Genomic DNA, 19,856 nt, shown 5'->3' on the forward strand with positions numbered 1-19,856 from the left:
TTGTCGGCGGGTTCGATGATGTTCATCTGTGTTTGTTCCCTTCTTCTTGATTGATCGTTGGGGCTGCATGCCGTGTTGTCACAGGCCGAGTACGTGCAGATGGTGGGGTCGGAGAACCAAAGCCCGCTCTGTCGTGAGCGTCGGAAGGTGCCGAGGTGCCCCACCGGCTTGACCACGACGTCGACGTACCAGGAGCTGTCGCCGATGTCGGGAGTGCAGCCCCGTGCTCGGCGAGGGCCTGGTACCAACCGCTCATGCAGTCGAGGAGCAGGGTGGCCCTTGGTTCGCCGAGCCGGTAGGAGATGGCGGCGGTGTCGGGTTCGGCTGTGGCCTCGAGGGCGCTGATGTGTCGGGTGAGGTGGAGCGGGTCTTTGCCGATGTCGGTGATCGAGCCTGTGGCGTTCGTGATCACGTGGTTGCAGAGGTCCCAGTCGTCCACGTCGGCCAGGTGACGTCTCGGAACGTGATCGAGCAGGCGGTAGGCGGAGGTGTCGAGAGGGCACCCGGTGGTGTGCCAGAGCCAGTGGAGGAACTCGTCGAGTTGGCAAGTCGGCGTCCCACAGATCGGCGATGAGGCGGAGTCGGTTGTCATGGGTTGGTTTGCCGGCCTCGATCCACCACTGGGTTCCCCAGATCGGGTCGACTCCACCCGAACGAGGTCACGAGGAGGTTGAACAGAGGCGTCCATAGACCGCCGCCTCCGCTCCGACGGGATTCGACGGTGGCGGGACCTCGGGGAACTGAAGGTGCGCACTAGGAGCGGCTAGCAATCGGTACATGAGCGGGATGGCAGCGCCCCATTGCGGGTTGTCTCCGGTGACCATGCGGGAGGTCGTCGAGGTCTTCGTCGTCTTGGTCGGTAGGCCCGTCGGGTATGGCACTCGTTCGATCAGGTATCCATCGGTGGCTGTGGGCCATTCGTGTTCGTTCATCGGTCCCCCCGGTGATTGGTTGGTTCGGTCGTCAGCGGACGGCTAGCCGGCTATTGGCCCGGTGATGACGGTCACTCGGGAGCCGGGTGGCGCGATCACCGTCGCGGTGCCGTCGTCCGCCACGGCCAAGGTGAAGCCGCGCACGACGGCCCGTGACCCGTCGGGGGTTGCTTCAACCTCGACGCTGCCTTCGGTCAGGATCCTGGTGTCCAGGTACTTCACCGGCCGGGCTGCGCCCTTCACCCACGCGGGCCCAGGGTTCGGGGTGCCAACCAGGTGAGCCCAGGTCTCCGAGGGAGCACCGGAGAATCGGACCCGACCGGACTCGGGGTCGCGGTCCCAGGCCTCGATGTCGAAGGCCGACACGACCTCGCCTCTATGTACGCCGAGGATCACGTCCGCGCATTGCTCGATTGACTCATCTGTGATGCCAGCCCAATCTCCGAGCGTCACATCGGCGGGCTCACGGGCGCCGGACACGACCTCTGCCCACGACTTCGACAGGTTGACGAGGATCACTTCGATCCGCCTTCAGATTCTGGGTTCACGCTTTCACTCCTCAACTTCGACTTAAGATGTTGGTAACTTAGAACCGTGGGGACATCTTGTCAAGAAGATGCTGCATCTTGCGCAGTCCTTGATCTCAAGGCTCAGGTTTGACGTGCTGCGGCCGATGGCCCCGAATGGCTGAACAGCTCCTCGTCATCAACCCGCGGACCACGGAGTCCCTAGAGGCACTCGATGCCTCGATCACAAGCTCGGACTCAATCGAGTGGGCTGTCGGCACCGCACTTCCCGACTCGTTCGATCCATCCAAATCGACCCTGGTGCTCGTGGTAGCTGGAGCCCCATCCGACGACGCCGCCGGTCGCCCTGAGCGGATGAGGGGACCCGTCGAATCCTGGATGCTCTGGCGTCTGGTGATCGCTCGCGCGGCTTCAATCCAGCCTGCCCTCGATTCGAATTGCCTAGTTCTTGAGGAGGTGGTGGAGGAGGACCGGCACTCACTCCGGGGCGACGTGATGTCCGCGGTATCGGGTCGGATCGGAGGCTACGAAGACGTCGAGGGGCTCGATGAGAGTTCGCTCCGAACTGCGCTTGAGACAGCCGCAGGCCACGGGGCGTCGATGTTTCCTGAGCGGGCAAGCGATGCTGCGGGCAAGCCCGCAGGCCAACCTTCGGCGCGCACTTCCTGGACGATGAACACGTCTCCGGCGCGGTATCTGGTCAATCGCCGAGACTTCGTCGAACTCCGGGACGTTCCCGCTCCAGTGCTCGCCCATCAGGTCTTCTTTCAGATGTGGCAGAACCGCCAAGCGCCCTTCAACCAGATAGCGGAGGGTGATGTCGTCTACTTGGGGGACACGGACACCCGACGCATCCTCTGGGAGGTTCGGGTCGGGTCGCTCCTTCGAGACGGCTACGAGTCGACAGCGGAGGCTCTGGACGCTCTGTGGCACGCCTACGGCATCGCCGAGGACGATCTGAACGACTACCACCGGACACGCCCTAGTGCCGGGGTAGTTCTGGCGTGGGCTCCCATCGTCATGCGGCCGCTTGATGTCGCCCTTCCCGCCGGTCAGCACTTCGGCAAGAACGGATACCGGAAGCTGGAGCAGAGCGACCTCGACGCCATCGGGATGCCGGACATCGCCACTGGCGATCCGATCGCAGAGCCTCCGGATACCTATGACCCGCGAGATTGGCGCCTCCGTCCTCTCGCGCAGATTTCGAGGTACATCCCGCTGCACGTCGAGCTTGCTGTCTGGGCTCGCGATGGTGGCACCTGCGTAGGAGGATGCGTCGCCACCACCGGGTTGCACTTCGACCACATCGTGCCGTTCTCCCGTGGTGGTGAAGCCACGATCGAGAACATCCGCCTGCTCTGCGCGCGGAGCAACCTTTCGAAGGGCTCAAAGGGGCCTGATGCTCCCTTGGCGTGTGCAAAGCCCTGACTCGAAGTAGGCCTAGACGTCGCGCATGATGGCTTCGTACTCGGCGGCTAGGCCGTCGTGGGTGCGGACGATGTGCTTCTCGTGAGGCGGACCTCGTATACACGGTGCTGCCGTGGCCCGCACGGGCAGAAACGAGCACGTCGTTCACGCCCTTCGATAGCAGGAGGGTGATGTGGGTGTCGCGCAGTACGTGGGGTGTGCAGCGCGTCTCGATGCCGAGCCGCCGGGCAGCGCCGGGCAACCAGCGGGTGAGCGAGTCGGGCTTCAGCACGTCGCCGTTGTCATCGGCGAACAGGAGGTCGCGACCGCTCAAGCTGTTGCGCTCGATGTGGATCCGAATCAGCTTCGCCAGTTCCGGGCCGATCGACAGGGTGCGCCAACTGGCGAGCGTCTTCGGGGCACCTAGCTCCCAGCCGCCGTTCCGGTGGTCCGCCTTGACCTGCTCCTCGATGATGAGGTGCGGCTTGGCTCCCAGCTTCACGTTGTTCAGGCGAAGGCCGAGCGACTCGCCGCGACGACACCCGGTGTCGCCCTCGATGATCACGGGGAGGGCCCAACGGGCGGTGCGGATGGTCCGCGTGGTGCCGTTCAGGAACACGTCCAGCATCGCGTCGCGGAGGATCTTCCACTCCGAATGCGTCAGGGCTTCGGTGTCGTCGTCGGTGACCCGACCTCGCTTCTTGGCAGTCTTGGCAGTCTTGGCTGCCAGGCGCTTGTCGACGACCGCGTCGGCGAAAGGGTTGTTGACCACCGGAAGACCGAGCGCTTGAGCGCCCTTCCAGCACGTCACCCCCTCGGACTTGATGCGCCTCACGGTGCCCTCAGCGACTCCGTCGACCAACAGGGCATCGAGAACCCGGCCGATGTCTTGCGCCGTCGTGGCGCTGACGCGGCCGAGCGGCCGAAGCAGCGGATCGAGTCGGCGGTAGTAGCGCTGGAGGATCGTGGCGTAGGACCACTGATCGTTTGCTTGCAGGAGGCCGATCCGGCGGGGGACGAACTCGTCGAGGTGCTCACCCCAGGTCTTGGCCATCCAGTCGGCCGACACCGGCTTGGCGTTCGCGGCGCGGGCCAGCTCAGCGTCGGCTCGGGTGGCGTACGGCGGGCTCGACCACTGCCGACGGTTCTCGCGCGAACCGGTCGAGTAGCGGATGTAGAAGAGGCCGCCGGCCTCGTAGATGGACCCGGTTCCCTTGGGCGAGCGGAACTGCATCGGTCGGCTCATGCTGCGTTCCGTCGGGCCAGCCACGCGTCGAGTTCGAGGAGCGAGACGTAGTAGCGCTGTCCGATCTGACGCGTTGGAAGTTGCCCGAGGGCTATGGCCTGGTCGATCGTGCTTCGGCTCATGTGGAGCACCGCAGCGGTCTGCGCCACCGACATGAGCCACGGCAGTTCGCCGAGCACGTCTTCGACGTCGTCGATGAACAGGCTGCGAGGAGCGCGGGGTGCGATGGCCGCGGTCGTCGGCTGATCGCTGTCGACGCTGGTGGAATCAGGTTCTACACCCTCTGCGTCGACGGCATCTGCCATCGCCGCGGCTGCCTCGGCCGCTCGCTTGGCAACCCGAGCGTCGACGGCACGGGCTGACACACGGCAGCGTCCACCGTCGGTCCAACCGGGCAGTGAGTTGTCTTGGACCATGTCGCGGATCATCCGTGCTGGAATGGACAGCAGTTCGGCGGCTTCGGCCGTCGAGTAGGACGGTTCTCGACCCTCTTTCGACTTCATGTGGATCTCTATGCGCGGTCGGTTCTGCCAGTGGTCACCTACTGCACACCGCTGCACATCGGGTGCAGCGGACGGCACGCGCCGAAGAACTGAAGAATGGCGAAATTGCACGCGGAACCCCGCAAAGCTCGGCTCTGGTTCTGGGTGGATCCACGTGGCGAATCACTAAACAGCGTCAAAAAGGCCAGCTCAGGGGCTTAAACCCCTCCGGAGGGCAACCTCCGTGCGGGTTCGATCCCCGCCCCGGGCACCACCCCTGACCTGCGGATAGTCAAGAGAACTCGACTGTCTTCACCCCTATATGGGAGTCCCGAGCCATGACTCCGGTCCTCCTGTCAGATCCGTCGCGTGAAGGGTTGGGGTGCGCTCAAGCATCCGCCAACCAGCGTTCGAGTTGTGGTTTCGTCCACGATGATGCGACGGGTCGGATTCGAAGCTTGATGGAGCTCCGCGGACTGTATGAGTCCCCTGGCGTGGTGGGAATCGGGTCCACCATGAGGTGAGCCACCGGCGTGATCCTTGATGTGTACCTACCAAAGTGCACACGAAGGAGAACACGCCGATGGCTCTGTCTGAGTCTGCCGTTTCTGACCTGCTTGACGCGCCCGCGTCGGGGAGGGCACCGACCTTGTCCGTGAGCTCGCCCAGTGGGCGCTCCAGCAGCTCATCGACGCCGAAGCGACTGAGAAGATCGGTGCCGATCCGTGGGAGCGCACCGATGCTCGGGTGACCTATCGCAATGGGACCCGTCCGAAGGTGCTCTCTACCAAGGCGGGGGACCTGGCGTTGACGATCCCGAAGCTGCGCAAGGGTTCGTTCTTCCCCGGGCTGCTCGAGCCCCGTCGCCGTATCGACCAGGCCCTGTACGCGGTGGTGATGGAGGCATACGTCAACGGGGTGTCGACGCGGTCCGTCGACGACCTTGTCGCGGCGATGGGCGTCGACACCGGGATCTCCAAGTCCGAGGTCAGCCGGATCTGCGCTGGCCTCGACGAACGGGTCGAAGCGTTCCGGGGCCGCACCCTCGGCCACATAGCGTTCCCCTACGTCTACCTGGACGCCACCTACATCAACGTCCGCGATGACGCCCTGGGCCAGGTCGTGTCCCGCGCGGTGGTGATCGCGACGGGGATCACCGCCAACGGCGACCGCGAGGTGCTCGGCGTCGACATCGGCGACTCGAAGACGAGACGTTCTGGACCCGGTTCCTGCGCTCGCTCAAAGACCGCGGCCTGGGCGGAGTCCGGCTCGTGATCTCCGACGCCCACGCCGGGCTGAAGGCCGCGATCCGCAAGTGCTTTGCCGGGTCGAGCTGGCAGCGGTGCCGGGTCCACTTCGCCCGCAACCTGCTCGCCACGATCCCCAAAGCCCACGCCGAGTTCGTCGCCGCCGCGTTCCGGTCGATCTTCTCCCTCGGCACCGCCGAAGAGGTCTCCGCGCGCTGGCACGACGTCGAGGCCACCCTCGCGGAGCGGTTCCCGAAGGCCGCAGCGCTCATGTCCGGCGCCAAGACCGACGTTCCCGCGTTCAGCGCGTTCCCGCGGGAGCACTGGCGCAAGATCTGGTCGACCAACCCCCTCGAGCGGTTGAACAAGGAAGTGAAGCGCCGCTCCAACGTCGTCGGGATCTTCCCCAACGACCGGGCGGCCATCCGCCTCATCGGCGCCGTTCTCGCCGACCAACACGACGAATGGGCCATCGCCCGCCGCTACCTCTCCGAGACCTCGATGGCCCTCCTCGACGACCCGCGCGACACTGACCCCGATCAGCCCGCAATCAGCGGCTGAACACATCGAGGATCACCCTCGATTCCCACCACCAGCGGGGGCTCTGTCCGCGGACTTCCGCCATGAATCGATGGCGAACGGCGGTGACATGCCCTGTTGCCTCATGTCAAAACCTCCGGGAGGGCTAGTTCGTTGCCTCACCTAAGACCTCCGGACGGTCGCGCTTGTTGAAGGCCCGGTTGATGGGTCTGGGTGGGGCAGCGGTTTTGGACAGGGCGAGGCGTTCGAGTTGGGCTGCGCGTTGGTCGATGCGGCGTTGAAGTTGTCCGGGTCGGATGGTGTTGCGGGCCCGGGTTAGAGCGGCCTTCTTCGCTGGGGTGAGCACGCCCGCGGCCAGGGCGCGCTGGTGGGGGGTCTGCGCGGTGTCGTGGCGTTTGATGATCTTGGCGCCGACACGTTCGCGGCTGATCAGCTTCTGTTGGGCGCACAGCAGGTTCGTGAAGTCGTGGTCGAGGTCCCAGATCTCGTTGAGGAGCTTGAGCTCGGCGGGGGTGTCGAAACGGAGGTAGCCGACGAGGCTTCGGACGTGGGTCCAGTTCTTCTGCTCGACGTGGCTGCCGTCGTTCTTGTTGCCGGGCCGGCCCCTGGTGAAGGTGATCTTGTTGGCGAGGCAGTAGTCGTAGAGATGGGAGTTGATGAACTCCGAACCGTTGTCGGAATCGATGCCCAGGATCGGGAACGGGAACCGTGCTGAGGCGTGCTTGATCGCTTCGACAACGTGGATCGCGGCCTTGTTGGGGATCGAGCGGTTCACGGTCCAACCCGTTGCCACGTCAGTGATCGTGAGGGTGAAGCAGAACTCGCCGTAGCTGTTGCCGCCTTCGTGGCCGACCAAGTCGATCTCCACGAACCCGGGTTTGTTCTCGTCCCATTCAGACCAGGTTCGGATCGGGATCTGTGATTTCAACAACGAGCCCGGCTTGGTGTGGGAGCGGCCCGTGAACCCCGCGACAGCTTTCGAGTTCGCCAGGCGTCGATCGATCGTCGCAGCCGACATCGCCACGAGCAGGTCGGCCTCTGCGTCGGTGAGCACGAGCTCGCCATCGCGGCGCAGTAGCGGCACCAGCGTCTCGAGCATCGGCGCTAGGCGTTTGCCGGCCGGGCAGCGGGCGACCTGCCAGCACTGTTCCAGACCTGACACCACCCGGGCCGAATACGTTGGTGTCCGGGGCTTGCGGGACCCGGCGACACGGACCGTTCCGGCTTGGCGCAGCTGTGCCCGGGCCCAGTCGCGATGCCAGCCGGTCAACTCGACGAGTTGGTCAAGGATCTGTGTCTTTTCCGGCCGTGTCGCCTGCCGGTACTTCGTTGCCATCTGGTTCGTGACCGCACGCCGTTGCGCCATCGAGAGTCCCATCGATCAGGCGTAGCGGGCCACACCCCAAACGGAGGAACTACATGAGGCAACGAATCCCCCTACGCGGAGGTTTCGAGTGAGTCAATGCGGCTGCTGATCGTGCGGGTCGTGCACTGGTAGCCTGAACGGCATGTCAGGTCGGGTGCTGCAGGTCGAAGGGTACGAGGGCAAGGTGGTTGCAGTCGACCTAGTGACAGATCGCGTCTTGGCCTCGGCAGAGGATCCCATCGAACTGCTCGCCATCATGCGTGCCCGGAACCTCGCCCACGCCGCGATCGTCAGGGTTCCCCGAGCAGACGAGCCTCTCTTGGTCGGACTTGGCTGACCTCCCGCTGAAGGGCTGGGACTTCGAGTACGTCCAGCTCGAGCCTGACCGTCGTGGCCGACCGATCTTCCGACCAGCGGTGCCGATCCGCCTGAGTGCTGACCAGCCGAACCCTGTGCTCGCCCTCGTCGATAGTGGCTGCGAACACTGCCTTTGTGCCGCATGGATTGCCGACTCACTAGGCATCGACCTCGCAAACGCATCTGACACCTTGGAATTGGGTATCGGTGGCCGTACCGTCACCGCGGCCTTTGTCGAGGTAGACCTTCAGTTGCACCGATATGGCCGAGACGACGAGTTCGTCACATGGAAGACCGACGTCGGATTCATCGAACCATGGGATGCCCAGTTCTTCATGATCCTGGGCCAAACAGGGTTCTTCGACGAGTTCGCCGTCACCATGAGCCGCCGACTCCTCACGGTTGTGATCGAAAACCCCGAGGACCTTCACTTGCGCCGAAGCTGAGATCCGCCGCTCCTGCACAGCGGAAAAGCCGCGGAGGGGAGTGCGGCGCGGCCGTGCCTCGCTATCACTGATAGCACTGGTCTGGCCTGGGAGGTCTAGATGGCGCAGCTGGTGGTGAGGAACCTCGATGACGAGCTCGTGCGTCAGCTCAAGCGACGGGGAGCCGAGCACGGACGCTCCGCCGAGGCTCGTTGGATCGACACCCATTGCCAGATGCCTGGTAGAGACCCGACCAGATGTCTGGTAGAGATCCGACCAGACGCCTAACAGAGACTCGCAAACACTGTTGCGGAATGAGGGCCATGAGCACGGATACCCCGACCAACCCCTACCTCTCGGGCAACCTGGCCCCGATCGCCACCGAACACACCGCGGTCGACCTCCCGGTCACCGGCGAGCTGCCCGAAGAGCTCGACGGCCGCTACGTCCGCAATGGCCCCAACCCGCTCGGCGCGATCGACACCGCCACGTACCACTGGTTCACGGGCGACGGCATGGTCCACGGACTGTCGCTGCGAGGGGGCCGAGCCGAGTGGTATCGGAACCGCTGGGTGCGCTCTACCAATGTGAGCGAGCTGCTGGGTGAGCCCCCGGCGCCAGGGGAGCGCCAGTTCTTCGACACGGCCAACACCAACGTGATCGGCCACGCCGGGCGCACCTTCGCTCTGGTGGAGGCCGGGGCCCGACCGGTCGAGCTGACCGACGAGTTGGAGACCGTCTGCCACAGCGACTTCGACGGCACCCTCCCTTACGGGTTCACCGCCCACCCCAAGCGTGACCCCGACACCGGCGAGCTGCACGCCGTCAACTACTACTGGGGACGGCCGGAGCTGATGGAGTACGTCGTGGTCGGTGTCGACGGGCGAGTCCGCCGCCGGGTGGACGTGCCCGTGCCCGGGAACCCGATGGTGCACGACTGCTCGCTCACGGAACGCTTCGTCGCCCTCTACGACCTGCCGGTGACGTTCTCCCTCGATGCGCTGACGAACGGTATGCCGTTCCCCTACGTGTGGGACGAGGGCTACGGCGCCCGGGTCGGTCTGCTGCCACGAGAGGGAGGCGCCTCCGACGTCAGGTGGTTCGAGGTGGATCCCTGCTACGTGTTCCATCCCCTCAACGCCCACGACGTGGTCGGCGCCGACGGAGCCGTCGAGCGGGTGGTGCTCGACGTGGTCCGCCACCCCCGCATGTTCGCCAGTGACCGCCGCGGACCCAACGAAGGCCCTCCCACCTTGTGGCGTTGGACCCTCGACCTCGGCACCGGCCGAGCAGACGAGGAACAGTTGGACGACCTACCCCTCGAGTTCCCTCGCGTCGACGAGCGCCTCGTCGGACGCGCCCACCGCTACGGGTGGGCCACCGCGCAGTCCGGCGGCGATGCCGGCCTCACCGAACCGGCTGGACTGGTTCGCTACGACACCACCACCGGAGCGAGGGAGGTGGTCGACATGGGAGACGGGCGAGAGGCGGGCGAGTTCGTGTTCGTGCCCCGCGCCGCAGACGCTGGCGAGGATGACGGCTGGTACCTCACGTTGGTCTACGACCGAACGACCGATCTCAGCGAGCTGGTGGTCCTTGACGCCTCAGCGCCAGGTGAAGGTCCCGTCGCCCACGTCCACCTACCCACCCGCGTACCAGCCGGGTTCCACGGCAACTGGATCCCATCTCCCTGATGAGGCGACAGGGGTGCTTCGCTGGGATCCGGTCGATGCCAAGCCCGGATTCTTGTCAGTCTTCAGTCGGGTCCGACTGTCCGAGGATCGCTGGGAGGTCGTGGGCATCGGCGAGGAGCCGGACGACGTCGACGTGGTCGGCGGCCACGAAGTAGTACCAGGCGCACGGAAATCTGCTCACTCGCTGGGCTCGAAGCCCGGGCACGTCGCACAGTTCACCAGCACGGGGAGATCCGGCATCGGGCATCTGGGCGATCGACTCAAGCGCCGCAAGTGCAGCGTCGAAGAAGCGCACACCGACGGCCTCGCCAGCGTTGTGGCGGTATTAGCGGGTGCGTTCGACCAGGTCAGCTTCGGCGAGTGGCCGAAGAAGGACGGGCCTGTTCACCCAGCATCGTTCAGAGCGCGCTCACGAAGCTCGGCAACCACATCGGCGGTGACCAGCCGCCCATCACCGGATGTGAGACCGTCCGCGATCAGGTCACGAAAGCGCTGAGCGGCCTGTGCCTCTTGGTCTTGGCGGATCAGGCTTCGTAGGTACTCGCTGGTGTTGCCGAACTGTCCACCTCGCACGCGGTCGTCGATGTAGTCCCGCATCTCTGGGGGGAGGGCGAAGCTCATCGTGCTCTGTGCCATGCGAACCACCGTGGCCTGATTGACAACAGTTGTCAACCCTGCGGTGAGCGGGTCGTAACGTTGGTCCTAGGCGGTCTGAGAGACAACGGCGGGAAGGATGACCTGTACCGAGACGAGGTTTCCTTCGCGGCGGAACACTCGGCCGCGAAGAGGTTCATCGTCGTCGTCGATGAGCGACACGATCTCGCCGGGCTGGGGATCGAAGGTTGGATCGTCAGCTCGTGGGCCGTGGGAAATCCAGCACTCGACAACGCAGTCCGGGCCAATCTCGTTTGGGTCGTAGGAAAGGTCCGGACTCTTGCTCACGGTGACCATGCTGCGGCGCTCCGGGGCCTATCCACATTGGGTTCTTGATCGGACCGCGGAACAATTGGCGCACCCTGTCGAAGTGGGCTGGGGTCGGCTCCGGAAGGATCTCCGACCAGTGCGGTTCCGCGTTGGTCGGCAGGAGCGCGAACCCGGCGGCGACGACCTAATCGGGGCCTTCTCGTCGCGGACGTTGATCGACTTCACGGGTCCAGTCTGCCCACGTCATGGCCTCGAGGTAGACCGCGATTCGCGACCACGATCCGACATGAAAGCTGCCGGTGAAGTCAGCCGGTGAGGACCTGTTGGACGAACCTGGCGTGGGTGGGTTCGACGCGCCAGTAGACCCAGCGGCCTCGTTTGTCTCCGGAGATCAGCCCGGCATCGGCGAGGATCTTCGTGTGGTGGCTGACCGTCGGTTGGCTCTTGGAGAGGGGTTCGGTCAGGTCGCACGAGCAGATCTCCCCGGCGGCGGCGATCATGGATAGCAGCCGCAGCCGGACCGGGTCTGCGAGCGAGGCGTAGATGTGGGCGAGCGCAACGGCGTCGGTCTCGGCGAGCGGGGCCTCGGACAGCAGCGCGCAGCACACCGCGGGGTCGGTGGTGTCTTTGCTCGGTGCCGTGGTCATCGAAGATCCTCCGCGGGTCACATTGACATCTGTCGATGTATCATTATAGTCAACGTATCGACAATCGTGAATCTATCAGGAGGATCCTCATGTCACGTGTGCAGCTCGCCCTCAACGTCTCGAACATCGACGAGGCCGTCGCCTTCTACTCGAAGCTGTTCAACACCGAGGTGAACAAGCGCAAGCCCGGCTACGCCAACTTCGCCATCGACGAGCCGCCACTCAAGCTCGTGCTGATCGAAGGTGAAGGCGGCGGCACCCTCAACCACCTCGGCGTCGAGGTCGCCACGGCCGAGGAGGTCGTTGCCGCCGAGGGCCGGCTGTCGGCTGACGGAATCAACACCACCGGTGTGGGTGACACCACGTGTTGCTACGCCCTCAAGACCGAGACCTGGGTCACCGACCCCGACGGCGCCCCATGGGAGTGGTACGTCAAGACCGGCGACGCCGAGCAGATGACCAACTCCATCCGCACCGGCGACGAGCCCACCCAGTGCTGCGCCCCAACAGCGGTCAGCGAGTCGATCACCGAGTCGGTCGCCATCGGTACCGGCCCCGGCGCCGTGTCGAGTTGCTGCTGAGGGGTAGGTGGCATGGCGGTCACCGGTCCGGTGTACAACAGGGCGTGACCACCTATGACGTGATCGGCGATGTCCACGGCTATGCCCAGCCGGGAGCGTGACAGAAGGTCCGTCAATGCCCGAGACCACTGCACGATGCCGCACCGACTACGACGCTCGCCGCCCTGGCTCGGCCGCACAGAAGTAGATGGAACCAGCCTGGAGACGGGTGGGGTTCCGCAGACCCGGTGATGGTGTCTCGTCGCTCGATACGAAGCACGCCACCAACGAAGACCGGTACGACATCACTAGGCCGTCGGCAGGTCGTAGAAGGTCGACGGATTGAGGACCTGGCGGCCGAGCAAGTAGTTGCGCTCGGCGATGGTGAGGCGGTTCGCGTCCGCCACGTCGTCCCAAGCCTCCCGAATCACCTCCACTTGGGCCCCGATCACATCTAGCCCCTCCCGGCGGTCGACGCCGTAGATGTGCGCCGCTTCGACGCACAATCGCAGCGAGCTGTCTCGGTTGCCAGTGCGGTCGATGGCCATGGCCTGGGCCGAGGTTTCACCTGTTCGTGCCTGCGGGCAGAGGTCATAAGCCGGCGTGAGGTCGAGGCTCTCGCCGTCCCAGAAGGCGGCGTGGTTACGGGCATGGTCGTCGTTGTTGCCGATGGCGACGTTGAACACGATCCGTTCGAACAGGCGCTTGCCCACGTTCGGGTCGGCTCCGTGGCGGCGGAGAACGTCGAGTAGGTCCGGGTAGGTGGCATAGCGACCGTTCATCTCGTCGAGCCCGAGCATCGTGAGTCCGCTGACCATCATCTGGCGACATCCAGCGCCGGGTCGGTCAAAGCGCTCAACCAGCAAGATCTCGTGGCCGAGCGAAGAGGTGATAATCGAAGAGGGGGCGTCGATGCCGACTCGACGGGCGAGTTCGAGCCCGACGGCCTCGGCCTTCACGACTGGATAGGGATCGGTCGACGTCGACAACTTGGCGATGTAGGCCCTGTCTCCGTCGGTGATCGTCACCTTGGGGCGGGCACCGCCCACCGATGTGCCGTGGACCAGTGCCGTGGCCATCTCGGGCGTCAGGTCCCGTCCGTCCGCCAGGTTCCGAGCCGCTCCATGGAGCTCGTCGAGGGTGGCTGATCCTTCACGCTCTACGTAGGTGACCGGCGATTCCTGGAAGTCGAGCGCACCGATCCGGTTCGACGCAGACGAGAGGAAGTATGTGACCTGGTCGACATCGCCGGGGTCCACGGCATCGGCGTTACCGAAGAGTCCTTGAATGATCACCCGCTGTCCCCAGGCGTCGGGTCCGGCGTCTCTTAGCGTTCCTGCGATGGTGAGGCCGCCTGAAGGCTCGATCCAACCCGGACCGAGTGGCAGTTCAGGCTGGTAGAGGCTGATGGCGTCATGGCGCGCCAGGTAGCTCGGTGCGTAGGCGAAGCGATACCGGTCCCGGGCCCGTTGCACAATGCCGGCGACCACCGGCTCTGAGGAACCTGGTTGCCACAGCCAGACGTACGCCTCAGAAGTCTGGGATGGCATCGTCGCCACTCTTCTCGAACACTCTGCCGGGTAACAGGGCGATGACCTCGTCGCCTCGACGGCGCATGGCCACGAGCTCGTCGCGATCGGCACCGAAGATCCTCACCCCGACCGTTACCGCGGCGTTGAGCACGGTGGCGATAGATGTGCCTGGGCTTCCGGCTTCGATCGAGGTCACCGTCCGCGGAGACACTCCGATGCGGGCCGCGAGGCTCTCTGCTGACCAACCCTTCCGGTGGCGGCCGATCCGGATTTGTTGCCCGAGGACGCGGATGGCCTCGGCAGCCTCCGGAGTTGGGGAGACCTGACGCTTCGCCATGACGCAATAATACAACAGTAATAGGCCTGTGGGCACCATTTATATCGACCACCCTGGCTGCTCAACCGGTCGGTCGCGCTCACTCCTTGGCCCAGCGCCGGCGAGAGGGCCTACAGAATGGTCAGGTCTTTGGGGCTTCACCTACAGGGGCTGAGAAGACCGGTTCGGTCACCCGCAGCCGCTATCTCACGCAGTCGGCCGAGTTCGCGTGGCGGTGCGTCGAAGCGGGGCACGCTCTCGGTCCGACGACACCTTGATGACTGCGAGTCCCGGGTTACCGCTGCGTTGAGCACGGGCGCGATTTGGGTACCGGCGTCTGGCTTCGATCGAGGTCACTGTCCTCGGAGGCACTGACCAATGGGGGTCACCAGTCCGACGGCGGGTTGGGGCGCGGGTTGGCCTGGATCTCGGAGTAGTCGACGACGGGGACCTGAGCACCGTTGTTGGCCGAGGCGTGGACCGTTTCCAAGTCGGACCACTCCGGGTCCTCGAACAGGAACATGGCGGTTGAGAACAGCTCGAGCTCTTCGACCTCGATGTGGGCGGCGAGGGCGTAGTAGGCGTGGTGGTCGAAAGCTCCGGCCACGATGGCGTCACTAATCACCCGGTGCTCCTCTTCCAACTTGGCGTTCTCTGCCTCGCCGAGGCCCGACAGTTCGGCCAGCTCGGGGTACAACCCGTACTCCTCTTTGGCCACGTGCACGTCGAGGCGCGCCAGCAGGTGGTCCACCACTTCCTGATCAGGTTGGCGCTCCTGGCGGGTGGCCTCCACCAGAGACCACGCCAGAGTCAGGATCTCCTCGTGTTCGGCGGTTAGCTCGGCGATCGGGGCATAAGCCCGACACCCGCAGTGGTCACACACGGCAGTTCGTTTCGTCGACCGGTGAGTATCGACCTCCGCGGTAACCGATGGCCGACAAGAGGACCACCGCCCGGCAACTTATTTCCAGCATCAAGTGGAATATTAGGACCTTCCGATCCGAAGCGGCTGTTCGGCGTCTCGGTAGGTCCACGCGTGGGGCATGCCGAGGTCCACGGAACTGCGGCTGAGCGTGGACGGGTCAAAGGAAAGATCGTCGCGTTCGACAGATCGTCGCGTTCGATGGGGAGGCTCTGGCAGGCTCACCAGATGAGCTCGATCAAAGTCGTTCCGTTCGGATCGTGGCCCTCGCCCATCACCGCCTCTCGACTGGTGGAGGGGGCAGCGGGGGTCTCGGAGGTCCGCGTCGACGGAACCGACGTCTGGTGGAACGAACAGCGCCCGAGCGAGGGCGGCCGCTACCAACTCGTGGTGCGTCGTGGAGACGGACCGGCGGTTGATCTGTTCCCACCGTTCGATCCGTCGGGGACAGCTCGCAACTGGAACGCTCGAACCGCGGTGATGGAGTACGGCGGGGGATCCTGGAACGTGCGCCACGGCACGGTGGTGTTCGCCGACTGGTCTGATCAGCGGCTGTACCGCTGGCAGGTCGGTGACGGGTCCGGTGACCGGTCTGACGATGAGGGCGCGGTGGCGCTCACCCCGAAGCCGGCCGTGGCTCGAGGACTGCGTTGGAGCGAACCGACCTGGCTCGACGACCGGTGGCTTGTCTGCGTTCGGGAGAACCACGACCCGTCGGTGGTCGACGTGAACGGGGAAGCCTCCATCGACCTGGTGGCGGTACCGCTCGACGGTTCCGCCGCCACCGATCCCACACGAGTGCAGGTGTTGGTGAGCGGGCCCGACTTCGTTCACACACCGGCAGTGACCGAAGGTCGTCTGGCGTGGCTCCAGTGGGACCACCCCAACATGCCTTGGGACTCCACCGAGCTCGTGGTGGGCAGGTTGCTGCGTGACGGGTCGGGTACGCCAACCGATGTCGAATGGACGGTGACGGTTGCCGGCGGACCCCGAGAATCGGTGGTCCAGCCCGGTTTCACGGCCGCGGGTGACCTCGTGTTCTGCACCGATCGCAACGGTTGGTGGAACCCGTGGCGCCTCCCCGCCGCGGCGCTCGACGGTGATGGCCGTGACGGCGGCACGTGGGACGTGCTGGGAGCGTCGGCACGGGCCGAACCGTTGGTGGCGGGCAGCCTCGAAGCAGAGATCGGGGGTCCGCTGTGGGTCGGCGGTCTTCGATGGTGGGCCGAGATCGACCCGGGCCGGTTCGTGGTGTCGGCAACACGCGATGGGGCCGACCACCTCGCCGTGATCGGCCCCGACGGGGTGCTGACCCCACTCGACCTCGACGTGACCGAGGTATCACAGGTAGTTGCCGGGCCATCCCCGTCGACGGCGGTGATCGTGGCGGCGTCACCTGGCCGCGAGCCGTTGCCCTACCACCTCGACCTGGCTGGCGTGAGCCCCATGACTGCGGCGAGCCCTATGACTGCGGCGAGCACCATGACCACGGCGAGCCCCGTGGCGCTGCGTGAGCCGCGCCAGCTCGGCCTTGACCCAGGCCTGATCTCGGTACCCCGCCACGTCTCGTTCCCGTCCGCCGATGGCCGTATCGCCCATGGGCTCTTCTATGCGCCAACCAATCCAGGCGTGGCCGCCCCTGCGGGGGAGCTGCCGCCGCTGATCGTGACCATTCACGGCGGTCCCACATCTGCCGCTCGTCACCGACTCGATCTGGCCAAGCAGTTCTGGACGACGCGGGGCATTGCGGTGGTCGACGTCAACTACGGGGGATCGACCGGCTACGGCCGTCCCTATCGGGAGCTCTTGAACGGTGCCTGGGGTCTCGTCGACGTGGCCGACGCGGTTGCGGCCGCGCAACACCTGGCCGCGGAGTGTCTGGTCGACGCCGACAGACTTGCCATCCGTGGAGGGTCCGCCGGGGGATACACCACGCTTGCCGCCCTGTGCTTCCACGACACGTTCAAGGCTGGTGCCAGCCACTACGGGGTGGCCGATCTGGTTGCGTTGGCCACCGACACCCACAAGTTCGAGAGTCGTTACCTCGACGGGCTCATCGGCCCATGGCCTGAGGCTCGCGCCGTCTACGAAGCCCGATCACCGATCAACCACACCGACGGCTTCGACCGGCCGCTCATCGTGTTCCAAGGCAGCGAGGACGAGGTGGTGCCTCCAAACCAGGCCGAGATGATCGTGGCCGCGTTGGCGGACAAGGGTATTCCCCACGCCTACCTACTGTTCGAGGGCGAACAGCACGGGTTCCGAAAAGCCGAGAACATCGTTCGGGCGTTGGAGGCTGAACTGTGGTTCTACGGTCGGGTCTTCGGCTTCGAGCCCGCCGATCGGATCGAACCGGTGCCGGGCGCGGTGGGGTTGTGATCGAACCGAGGTCGTCCGGTCGTCGAGGCAGGGTGGTCTATCTCACGCGGCAGGTTCCAGGAACGGATTCAATACCTGGATGCCATCGAAGCTCTGACCGTGGTTGAGGTCCTCGGACAGCACCGTGACGCAGCCCTTCACCCGTGCTGCTTCCACGATGGCTGCATCCCAGTAGGAGATCTGGTGGCGGTGGCTCGTCAACATGGCAGCAAGGACCACCTCGGTGGTGACGGCCTGGACGGGGAATCGGCAGAAGCTGCTGACCAGTGCGGCGGCCTGCTCATGGCTCAGGCGACCGGGGCGGCTGGGCCTGGTTGCTTGCACATAGAACTCCTGGAGGACCTGGGCGGACACCACGAGGTCTCTGGCGGACAGGAGTTCGTTGGCGATGCGGGCCTTGGCCGCCTCGGCCAGGTCGTCGGAGATGGCGTAGAGCAGGACGTTGGTGTCAACGAAGCGCACGGTGGTGCGCCTCGTCGCGCGAGACGTTGTCTCGGACCGAGAACCCCGCAACGGAGTTCTGGACCTGGCGTTGGAGTGTCAGCAGCCGGGCGAACTCGTCGTCGGTGTCGGTGGCCACGGTGCGCAGGAAGTTGGCGACCAGGTTGCTCACCGATGTGCCGGCCTCAGCGGCGTGCACTCGCGCCCGGGCGTAGACGTCGTCGGGTACCGACACCGTGATGTTCTTCACCGAGTCACGGTATCACAGGATCACAGGATCACAGGATCGGAAGCGCCGCTGACGGCTGCCGATGATGCCCAACCAACTGCGACCTGCAGCCGAAACCAAAGCCCCAAGACCGCGGTACCGTCGACGTGGCCAAGTTGTCGGAGCCTGGTGACCCACGCAGCACGCCGAGCCACGGGCCACCAGCCACCCGCACTCCCTGGTACACGCACCCCCAGCGCCGCCACGCGAAGCCGAACTGGCAAGGAGATCTGACATGAGCGAGACGCAAGATTGGAACGCCCAAATCATCGAGGAGTTCCGCAACAACGCCGGCAAGGTCGGCGGCAACTTCGAAGGCGCACCGCTCCTGTTGCTCCACACGACCGGCGCCAAGTCCGGCCTCGGGCGCGTCAACCCGATGATGTACCAAGACCTCGGAGATGGTCGCATCGCCGTGTTCGCGTCCAATGCCGGCGCCGACAGCCATCCCGCTTGGTACCGCAACGTCGTCGCCCACCCCGACGTCAGTGCTGAAGTCGGAACCGACACCCTGAGCTTCCGGGCCCGCACGGCCGATGTCGATGAGCGGGACCCGATCTGGACCAAGCAGAAGAACGACTACCCCGGCTTTGCCGAGTACGAGGCCAACACCAGCCGCGTGATCCCGGTCGTCATCCTCGACCCAGCCTGATTCGTCTGTCTTTCGAGGTCCACGGATCGGCCGGAACGCCAACGCTCCAAGCCCACCACCCCCCAGGCGTCCGAGTCACCTTCGCCACCACCGTTGCTGTTTGGTGGGCCCACCCGCCCCGGACGTTTCGGGCGCTCGAGAATGGGGATCGGTGGCCTCGGAAACAGCGCACCGACAACGGTCAGCGGCTGGAACGTCGCCGAGCACCTGCTCCACGTGAGCCCCACAACCCCGCCAGTCCGGCTTGCCGCACTTCTTGCACGTAACTCGTCTGCACATACCCCCGAGGGTATATGGAGATGGGTTGTAGCGACAACCCTCCGGGAACGGCCGCTGAGGGCATGGGGTTCACACCTTGATGACTGCGAGCCCCGGTATCTCGTGGTAGTCGGTGTCCTGGGTGACGATGCTCAGTCCGTGGGCCATGGCGGTGGCGGCGATCCATGAATCGTTCACTCCTAGGCGCAGCCCACGGTCGCGGAGTTCGAGTCTGAGACGCGCCCACGCCGCGGCGACCGAGTCGTCCACCGGGATCGGTTCGAGAGCCATTGCTGCCAGCAGGGTGCTCAGCCGCCGATCCGCGGTGGCGGTATCGGGAGCGGCGAGCACGCCGGCCCGCAACTCACCGATCGTGATGGCGGATACGGCGAGGTGGTCTGGAAGGTCCTCGACGGCGATCGCTCGCTCGACCTCCCGGGCGATGAACACGCTGGTGTCGGCCAGGCCCAGGGTCACCACTTGAGATCGTCGGTGGTGTCAGGGGCCAACTCGGTCAGATCATGGCGAAGGCCGGGGTCGGCCTGTTGGGAGAGGATCGACGACGCGAACGTTTGACGGTCGGTGAAGCGCGGACGGGTGCCCACGGGGCGTAGCTCGGCCGCCGGACGGCCATCCACGGTGATCGTGATGGTCTCGCCAGCGTTGACCCGTTCGATTACCTGTCGAGTGTTGTTCCTGAGGTCACGCACCGCGACGTCGGTCATGCGACGATC

At 65.2% G+C, this 19,856-nt stretch carries 24 protein-coding genes and 1 pseudogene; 9 read left to right on the plus strand and 16 right to left on the minus strand.

Annotated elements, in window-relative coordinates; translation table 11 throughout:
* The first annotated feature begins 223 nt into the window (after nucleotides 1-223).
* Complete coding sequence (locus tag IPG97_11000) at nucleotides 224-574, plus strand: hypothetical protein (GenBank protein ID MBK6857045.1); 351 nt, start codon at nucleotides 224-226, stop codon at nucleotides 572-574.
* 85 nt (nucleotides 575-659) lie between these two features.
* On the opposite strand, the gene IPG97_11005 is transcribed toward IPG97_11000, so the two are convergent.
* From IPG97_11005 to IPG97_11020, 4 genes are all read right to left on the minus strand, one after another.
* Complete coding sequence (locus tag IPG97_11005; GenBank protein ID MBK6857046.1) at nucleotides 660-932, minus strand: hypothetical protein; 273 nt, start codon at nucleotides 930-932, stop codon at nucleotides 660-662.
* 42 nt (nucleotides 933-974) lie between these two features.
* Nucleotides 975-1,451 carry a hypothetical protein gene (locus IPG97_11010; protein MBK6857047.1) on the minus strand — a complete coding sequence of 159 codons (477 nt, stop codon included), beginning with the start codon at nucleotides 1,449-1,451 and terminating at the stop codon, nucleotides 975-977.
* 1,026 nt (nucleotides 1,452-2,477) lie between these two features.
* Nucleotides 2,478-4,112, minus strand: a complete 1,635-nt coding sequence (locus tag IPG97_11015) for a tyrosine-type recombinase/integrase (protein ID MBK6857048.1) — start codon at nucleotides 4,110-4,112, stop codon at nucleotides 2,478-2,480.
* Nucleotides 4,109-4,615: a helix-turn-helix domain-containing protein gene (locus IPG97_11020; protein ID MBK6857049.1), complete on the minus strand. Its 507-nt coding sequence runs from the start codon at nucleotides 4,613-4,615 to the stop codon at nucleotides 4,109-4,111. Before IPG97_11020 ends, IPG97_11015 begins: the two co-directional genes overlap by 4 nt.
* 562 nt (nucleotides 4,616-5,177) lie before the next feature.
* Here IPG97_11020 and IPG97_11025 point away from each other — a divergent pair.
* Nucleotides 5,178-6,402: pseudogene (locus IPG97_11025) on the plus strand (IS256 family transposase).
* A 124-nt stretch (nucleotides 6,403-6,526) separates the two neighbouring features.
* Here IPG97_11025 and IPG97_11030 read toward each other — a convergent pair.
* Nucleotides 6,527-7,759 (minus strand): transposase family protein, encoded by a 1,233-nt coding sequence (locus tag IPG97_11030; GenBank protein MBK6857050.1) that lies wholly within the window; start codon nucleotides 7,757-7,759, stop codon nucleotides 6,527-6,529.
* Between the two features lie 130 nt (nucleotides 7,760-7,889).
* Between IPG97_11030 and IPG97_11035 the strand changes: the two genes are divergently transcribed.
* The 4 genes from IPG97_11035 to IPG97_11050 all read left to right on the plus strand — a co-directional run bounded on the left by IPG97_11035 (nucleotide 7,890) and on the right by IPG97_11050 (nucleotide 10,223).
* Nucleotides 7,890-8,084 carry a hypothetical protein gene (locus IPG97_11035; protein MBK6857051.1) on the plus strand — a complete coding sequence of 65 codons (195 nt, stop codon included), beginning with the start codon at nucleotides 7,890-7,892 and terminating at the stop codon, nucleotides 8,082-8,084.
* Nucleotides 8,077-8,550: a hypothetical protein gene (locus IPG97_11040; protein ID MBK6857052.1), complete on the plus strand. Its 474-nt coding sequence runs from the start codon at nucleotides 8,077-8,079 to the stop codon at nucleotides 8,548-8,550. The genes IPG97_11035 and IPG97_11040 overlap by 8 nt, the downstream gene beginning before the upstream one ends.
* A 99-nt stretch (nucleotides 8,551-8,649) precedes the next feature.
* The gene (locus IPG97_11045; GenBank protein MBK6857053.1) at nucleotides 8,650-8,817 is read left to right on the plus strand and encodes a DNA-binding protein; all 168 of its coding nucleotides are present in this window, start codon (nucleotides 8,650-8,652) and stop codon (nucleotides 8,815-8,817) included.
* Between the two features lie 26 nt (nucleotides 8,818-8,843).
* The gene (locus IPG97_11050; GenBank protein MBK6857054.1) at nucleotides 8,844-10,223 is read left to right on the plus strand and encodes a carotenoid oxygenase family protein; all 1,380 of its coding nucleotides are present in this window, start codon (nucleotides 8,844-8,846) and stop codon (nucleotides 10,221-10,223) included.
* 55 nt (nucleotides 10,224-10,278) lie between these two features.
* Here IPG97_11050 and IPG97_11055 read toward each other — a convergent pair whose 3' ends face one another.
* The 4 genes from IPG97_11055 to IPG97_11070 all read right to left on the minus strand — a co-directional run bounded on the left by IPG97_11055 (nucleotide 10,279) and on the right by IPG97_11070 (nucleotide 11,794).
* Complete coding sequence (locus tag IPG97_11055; protein MBK6857055.1) at nucleotides 10,279-10,518, minus strand: type II toxin-antitoxin system RelE/ParE family toxin; 240 nt, start codon at nucleotides 10,516-10,518, stop codon at nucleotides 10,279-10,281.
* 89 nt (nucleotides 10,519-10,607) lie between these two features.
* Nucleotides 10,608-10,859, minus strand: coding sequence for a type II toxin-antitoxin system ParD family antitoxin (locus tag IPG97_11060; GenBank protein ID MBK6857056.1), 252 nt, complete (start codon nucleotides 10,857-10,859; stop codon nucleotides 10,608-10,610).
* A 66-nt stretch (nucleotides 10,860-10,925) separates the two neighbouring features.
* Nucleotides 10,926-11,165, minus strand: coding sequence for a hypothetical protein (locus IPG97_11065; protein MBK6857057.1), 240 nt, complete (start codon nucleotides 11,163-11,165; stop codon nucleotides 10,926-10,928).
* A 287-nt stretch (nucleotides 11,166-11,452) separates the two neighbouring features.
* Entirely contained in the window at nucleotides 11,453-11,794 is a 342-nt protein-coding gene (locus IPG97_11070; GenBank protein MBK6857058.1) for a helix-turn-helix transcriptional regulator, read from the minus strand.
* A gap of 89 nt (nucleotides 11,795-11,883) precedes the next feature.
* On the opposite strand from IPG97_11070, the gene IPG97_11075 reads away from it, so the two are divergent.
* On the plus strand, nucleotides 11,884-12,375 hold the full coding sequence (locus tag IPG97_11075; GenBank protein MBK6857059.1) for a VOC family protein: 492 nt from the start codon (nucleotides 11,884-11,886) through the stop codon (nucleotides 12,373-12,375).
* 287 nt (nucleotides 12,376-12,662) lie between these two features.
* On the opposite strand, the gene IPG97_11080 is transcribed toward IPG97_11075, so the two are convergent.
* The 3 genes from IPG97_11080 to IPG97_11090 form a co-directional block, all read right to left on the minus strand.
* Entirely contained in the window at nucleotides 12,663-13,904 is a 1,242-nt protein-coding gene (locus IPG97_11080; protein MBK6857060.1) for a HipA domain-containing protein, read from the minus strand.
* Nucleotides 13,885-14,223 (minus strand): helix-turn-helix transcriptional regulator, encoded by a 339-nt coding sequence (locus IPG97_11085; GenBank protein ID MBK6857061.1) that lies wholly within the window; start codon nucleotides 14,221-14,223, stop codon nucleotides 13,885-13,887. Before IPG97_11085 ends, IPG97_11080 begins: the two co-directional genes overlap by 20 nt.
* Before the next feature lie 364 nt (nucleotides 14,224-14,587).
* Nucleotides 14,588-15,085: a hemerythrin domain-containing protein gene (locus IPG97_11090; GenBank protein MBK6857062.1), complete on the minus strand. Its 498-nt coding sequence runs from the start codon at nucleotides 15,083-15,085 to the stop codon at nucleotides 14,588-14,590.
* 267 nt (nucleotides 15,086-15,352) lie between these two features.
* Here IPG97_11090 and IPG97_11095 point away from each other — a divergent pair, with 267 nt between their 5' ends.
* Entirely contained in the window at nucleotides 15,353-17,503 is a 2,151-nt protein-coding gene (locus IPG97_11095) for a S9 family peptidase (GenBank protein MBK6857063.1), read from the plus strand.
* Between the two features lie 42 nt (nucleotides 17,504-17,545).
* Here the strand turns inward: IPG97_11095 and IPG97_11100 are convergent, their stop codons facing one another.
* Both IPG97_11100 and IPG97_11105 read right to left on the minus strand, forming a co-directional pair.
* The gene (locus tag IPG97_11100) at nucleotides 17,546-17,965 is read right to left on the minus strand and encodes a PIN domain-containing protein (protein MBK6857064.1); all 420 of its coding nucleotides are present in this window, start codon (nucleotides 17,963-17,965) and stop codon (nucleotides 17,546-17,548) included.
* Nucleotides 17,952-18,194, minus strand: coding sequence for a hypothetical protein (locus tag IPG97_11105; GenBank protein ID MBK6857065.1), 243 nt, complete (start codon nucleotides 18,192-18,194; stop codon nucleotides 17,952-17,954). The genes IPG97_11100 and IPG97_11105 overlap by 14 nt, the downstream gene beginning before the upstream one ends.
* A 253-nt stretch (nucleotides 18,195-18,447) precedes the next feature.
* Here IPG97_11105 and IPG97_11110 point away from each other — a divergent pair, with 253 nt between their 5' ends.
* Entirely contained in the window at nucleotides 18,448-18,864 is a 417-nt protein-coding gene (locus IPG97_11110) for a nitroreductase family deazaflavin-dependent oxidoreductase (GenBank protein ID MBK6857066.1), read from the plus strand.
* Between the two features lie 348 nt (nucleotides 18,865-19,212).
* Here the strand turns inward: IPG97_11110 and IPG97_11115 are convergent, their stop codons facing one another.
* The gene (locus IPG97_11115; protein MBK6857067.1) at nucleotides 19,213-19,602 is read right to left on the minus strand and encodes a type II toxin-antitoxin system VapC family toxin; all 390 of its coding nucleotides are present in this window, start codon (nucleotides 19,600-19,602) and stop codon (nucleotides 19,213-19,215) included.
* Nucleotides 19,596-19,847, minus strand: a complete 252-nt coding sequence (locus tag IPG97_11120) for a type II toxin-antitoxin system prevent-host-death family antitoxin (GenBank protein ID MBK6857068.1) — start codon at nucleotides 19,845-19,847, stop codon at nucleotides 19,596-19,598. Before IPG97_11120 ends, IPG97_11115 begins: the two co-directional genes overlap by 7 nt.
* Between the last annotated feature and the right edge of the window lie 9 nt (nucleotides 19,848-19,856).

The sequence above is a fragment of the Microthrixaceae bacterium genome (genome assembly GCA_016702505.1).
In the GTDB taxonomy this organism is placed as follows: domain Bacteria; phylum Actinomycetota; class Acidimicrobiia; order Acidimicrobiales; family Iamiaceae; genus Aquihabitans.